This window comes from Streptomyces sp. PU-14G, from assembly GCF_041028275.1.
Classification (GTDB): Bacteria; Actinomycetota; Actinomycetes; order Streptomycetales; family Streptomycetaceae; genus Streptomyces.
The window spans coordinates 1-4358 of record NZ_JASKYT010000479.1 but is presented as its reverse complement, the minus strand read 5'-3'; the positions used below and the strand labels follow the sequence as shown (position 1 = coordinate 4358).

Below are 4358 nucleotides of genomic sequence, written 5' to 3'. Positions count from 1 at the left end.
CGCCTGCCCTGGCCCCTTCCCCTGCCCCTGGCCCGGCCGCGGAGCCGGGTGACGCGGGGCCGCGCGGCGAGACCGACACCCCTGACGACCCGGGAGCCGACGCCGCCTGGAGCGCCGAGTACGACCGCACCCGCGAGACGCTCACGTGGCTGCGTGACAAGCGGCGGGCCCACCGCGGGCAACGCAACCGCGACCTCGCCGTCACCGTCTACGGCCTGCTGCTGCTGGGCGTCGGCTACGGAAGCACCCTCGGCTACCGGTTCGCGCAACGCCTCGGGCACCTCGCCGCGCACGACGGCACCGTCGAGGCGATACGCCGCGCGCTGCCGGCCGTCCTGGTCCTGATGGCGTGCGGACTGGCAGTGCTCGCAGCCCGGGACGCGCTGTGGCGCGGGCCCGTCCTGGTGCCGCGCCCCGCCCTGTCCTGGCCGCTGGCCCAACCGGTGCGGCGGGACCGGGTACTGCGGCCCGCCTTCCGCCTGACGGCGGTCCTGATGACGGTCGGCGGGATGCTGTGCGCGGTGGGTGGGGCGGTGCTGTTGCGGCTGACCGGATCGGCCGCGCTGGGCCCCGCACTGGCGCTGTGCATGCCCGCCGGCGTGTGCCTGCCGCTGCTGGCCGCCGCGCTCGCGCTCCAGGTCGAACGCCGCGTGAGCTGGGCGCGCCGCGTCCGCACGCTCACGCCCTACGCGGTCCTGCTGCTGGTCGCGCTCGCCGGGCAGGCGGCCTGGGCGGCGGCCTCGGCCGGGCCGGCGGGTGGCGAACGCGCCCTGCTGCGCGTACTGGAGACGGCCGAGCTGTGGTCCGGCCCCTGGGGCTGGGCGGCACAGCCGATCCTGCACGCGTGCGCCGGGCACGCGCCGGGCTGGCCGGTGGCTGCCGTGCTGCTGGTCGCGGTCACGGCCGTCGCCACGTGGCACGCCGACCTGACCGCCGGGGAGATCCCCAGCCGGCGGCTGCGGGCCCGTGCCGCGACGGCGGCGACCGTGGCCTCCGTCCTGTGGTCGGTCGAGCTGCGTGCCGCCAAGCTCGCGGTCACCGAGGCGCTCGCCGACGGCGCTTCCGGCACCCGGCGGCGGCTGTCCGCGCCGCGCTCGCGCCGGCTCGCGGTCGTGTGGCGGGACGCCCTCGCGCTGCTGCGCGCCCCCGGGCGCCTCGTCGGTGCCGCCCTGTGGATCGCCGCCGGTGCCGGAGCGGCCTCCGTAGCGGTCGCGTGGGAAGGGGCCGCACGTCTCATCGCCTTGGCTGTGGCGCTGGCACTCGGCTGGTTCGGGGTGGGCAGGCTGGCCGAGACCGCACGGCTGGAGGCGGACGACCTGCGGCGCTCCTCCTGGTCCCCGTTCCGCTTCCGCACACTCATGTTCCAGCACGCGCTCGTGCCGGCGGCGCTCGGCGTGGTGCTCGCCGCACTCGCGGCTGTTCCGTTCGCCCTGCACGGCGGGGAACGCGCCTTGTTGCTGATGCCGCTGTGCGCCCCGCCGTTCGCCGTTGCCGCGGTGCTGGCGGCGGTACGCGGGCCGGTGCGGATGGAACTGATGTCGCTGGGACTGGTCACCCCCGCCGGGGACGCCAGCGCCTTCGTGTTCCTCTTCTGGTACGCGGCCCCCTTCCTGACGACCGTGGCCTCGCTGACCGCCGGGCTCGGCACGAGCGGCGCCCTGGACCCCGGGGCGCCGGCCGGGGCCCTCGTGCGGCCCGTGGTGACGGCGCTGACGCTCACAACCGGGCTGCTGTTCGCCACCGCGCGGCGGGTGAAAGCACTGCTGCGCCCCGCGGGTTGAGGGCGGGCCGCCCGCCGTCGCTCAGTCGCCCTTCGGCGCGGGCAGGATCTGGCGCAGCAGTCCGCGTGGATGGCCCCTGCGGCGCCACTCCCGCGGGTAGCCGACGGAGACCTCCTCGAAGCGGACGCCGTCGTGGTGGGTGGTGCGGGGGATGTGGAGGTGACCGTAGACAGCCGCCGCCACCGGATATCTGGTGTGCCAGTCCGCCGTCAGCTCCGTACCGCACCACTGTGCGAACTCCGGATACCACATGATGTTCGTCGGCTCCCGCAGCAGCGGCCAGTGGCTCGCCAGGACGAGCGGAGTGTCGGTGCCCAACGCGTCGAGCCGCTCACGGGTGACGGCCACCCTCTCCCTGCACCAGTCGTCGACCGCCGGATACGGGTCGGGATGCAGCAAGTACTCGTCCGTGCACACCACCCCGGTCTCGTGCGCGCGGGCGAGGGATTCCTCCTTCGTCCGGGTCCCGGGAGCTGTGAAGGTGTAGTCGTACAGCAGGAACAGCGGTGCGATCACGACGTCGCCCTCCGACCCCTGCCACCGCGCGTACGGGTCTTCGGGGGTCAACACGCCCAACGAACGGCACAGCTCCACCAGACGCTCGTACCGCGCCGCGCCGCGCAGCTGCAGCGGGTCGCCCTTCGGGGTCCACAGCTCGTGGTTGCCGGGCGTCCAGATGACGCGGGCGAACCGGTCCGCCAGCAGCCGCAGCGCCCATTCGATGTCCGCGAAGACCTCCGCGACATCCCCCGCGACGATCAGCCAGTCCTCGTCCGTGTACGGCCGCAGCGACTCGGTGACCGGCTTGTTGTCCGCCATCCCCACGTGCAGGTCGCTGACCGCGAGCAGACGTCCCCCGCCAGATGCCATCCGGTACCCCCTCGATCCCCCGCCGTCCCCTGTCGGCCACGACGATAGTCGTCGGCACCGACACGGCGCACGGGCACCCGCAACCCGGCCTCTCCCGCACAGCCCCGGCCCGGGCCCGATGGAAGTGCGGACGCCATCGCACCCGACCGCCTCCGTCCCCTGCCCTCCGGGACGGCGGCCTTCACCTTCGGGACGGCTCCCGAACGGCCCACCGGGCGGATCGGCGCGGGTGCGGCTGTCCCGGACGCGGTGGTGGCCGACCATGGAGGGAACGGGAGGCGGGAGCGTGAGCGGTAGCGGAAGCACTGCGGTCATCGCGCCGTCCATGTATGACGGGCTGGTTCACACGGGGTTGCCCTCTCTCGACTCCGCGGCATGTGCCGACAGCCGCTCCAGAGTGAGAATGGCGAGGTCGTCCTGCTGGTGCGGGTGAGTGTAGGCCCGTACGTCTGCGCGGAGGGCCTGCGCCAGGCCCAGAGCGGAGCCTTCGGGCCTCTGCGGAGTCTCACCCTCGGGGCGTGTCGCCTCGGCAGCCTTCGACTCCTCCACGAGGGTGGCGAGCCGCTCGGCCAGCGGATAGAACATCCCGTCCCCGTTCCGGGCCTCTGAGAGCCCGTCCGTGTACAGCAACAGCGTCGAGTCCGGTGGAAAACCGAAACCGTCCGCGACGCGCCCCTCACTGACCAGCGACGCCAGACCCAACGGCACACCCGTGTCGCCGAGCTCGACCTGGACGGGAGGGCAGCCATCCCGTACCAGGTAGGGCGGCAGATGACCGCAGTTGACGGCCTGCGCGGTCCCCTGATCCACCGGGTCCACGCATACGACCAGCGCCGTCACGAACCGCTCCGGCTCACCCGAGTGGCGGGCATAGGCGTTGTGCCGGACGACGGACATCTCCAACGCGTCCACCAGGCCGGCCAGCGTCGGCTCCCGGTGCGCCGCCTCGCGGAAACCCCCCAGCACGGCGAACGCCACCCCCACCGCCGACAGCCCCTTGCCCTGCACGTCACCGATCAGCACCCGAGTGCCGTAGCGGGTCGCGGCCACGTCGTAGATGTCGCCGCCGAAGAGCTTGTCCTCCTGCACCGGCTCGAAGATTCCGTCCACACGCACCTGCGACGTCAGCTCCGGGAGCGGATGCAAGATGTGCTGCTGGACGACGGCAGCCGTCGAGCGGAGACGCAACAGCTCGGTGTCCCGCGCGATACGCCAGCGGCTGCCGTAGGTCGCGAGCCCAGCGAAGACGAGCGTCAACGCCAACGTGATGCCGTCGTCCAAGTGGTAGCCGGGCGACCGTGCGATGGAAGCGGTCACCGCGGCCAGTGCCCACAAGGAGGCCACCTGCGTCTGCCGCACCGTTCCCAGGCTCGCTGCGATCGCCGGCAGGAAGATCAACAACCCGATCAGCCGGACCTCGGACCCGGCCGCCAGACTCAGACCGAGCACCAGCGCAGTCAAGGCCGCCAGCCACAGGACGAACACCCGCGTCGAGAGCGACTTCGGCCGCTGCTGCTCAACACCGCCTTGTGTGTGCAGTGCGGCCGGCCGAAGCCGGTCCACCACCTTGTGCTGCTGCTCCATGGCCCGTTCCTAGCGTGCGACGCTCCGGTTGCGAGGTCCGGCCCCCATCCTCACCCGGACCCGGCCCACCACCTGCCGCGACACCGCGCGTTAGGAGAGGGACGGGGGAACCGGGAACGGAGG

3 protein-coding genes are annotated in these 4358 nt (G+C 73.2%); 1 reads left to right on the top strand and 2 read right to left on the bottom strand.

All coding sequences use genetic code 11. The features are described from left to right. Window positions 1-1781 (top strand): hypothetical protein (locus AB8Z75_RS31870; RefSeq protein ID WP_369208122.1); only part of this gene is annotated, 1781 nt, incomplete at its 5' end. Between the two features lie 21 nt (window positions 1782-1802). Here AB8Z75_RS31870 and AB8Z75_RS31865 read toward each other — a convergent pair. Beyond that, on the bottom strand, window positions 1803-2651 hold the full coding sequence (locus tag AB8Z75_RS31865) for a metallophosphoesterase (RefSeq protein ID WP_369208120.1): 849 nt from the start codon (window positions 2649-2651) through the stop codon (window positions 1803-1805). Between the two features lie 342 nt (window positions 2652-2993). Then, window positions 2994-4235, bottom strand: a complete 1242-nt coding sequence (locus AB8Z75_RS31860; RefSeq protein ID WP_369208118.1) for a PP2C family protein-serine/threonine phosphatase — start codon at window positions 4233-4235, stop codon at window positions 2994-2996. Window positions 4236-4358 lie beyond the last annotated feature (123 nt).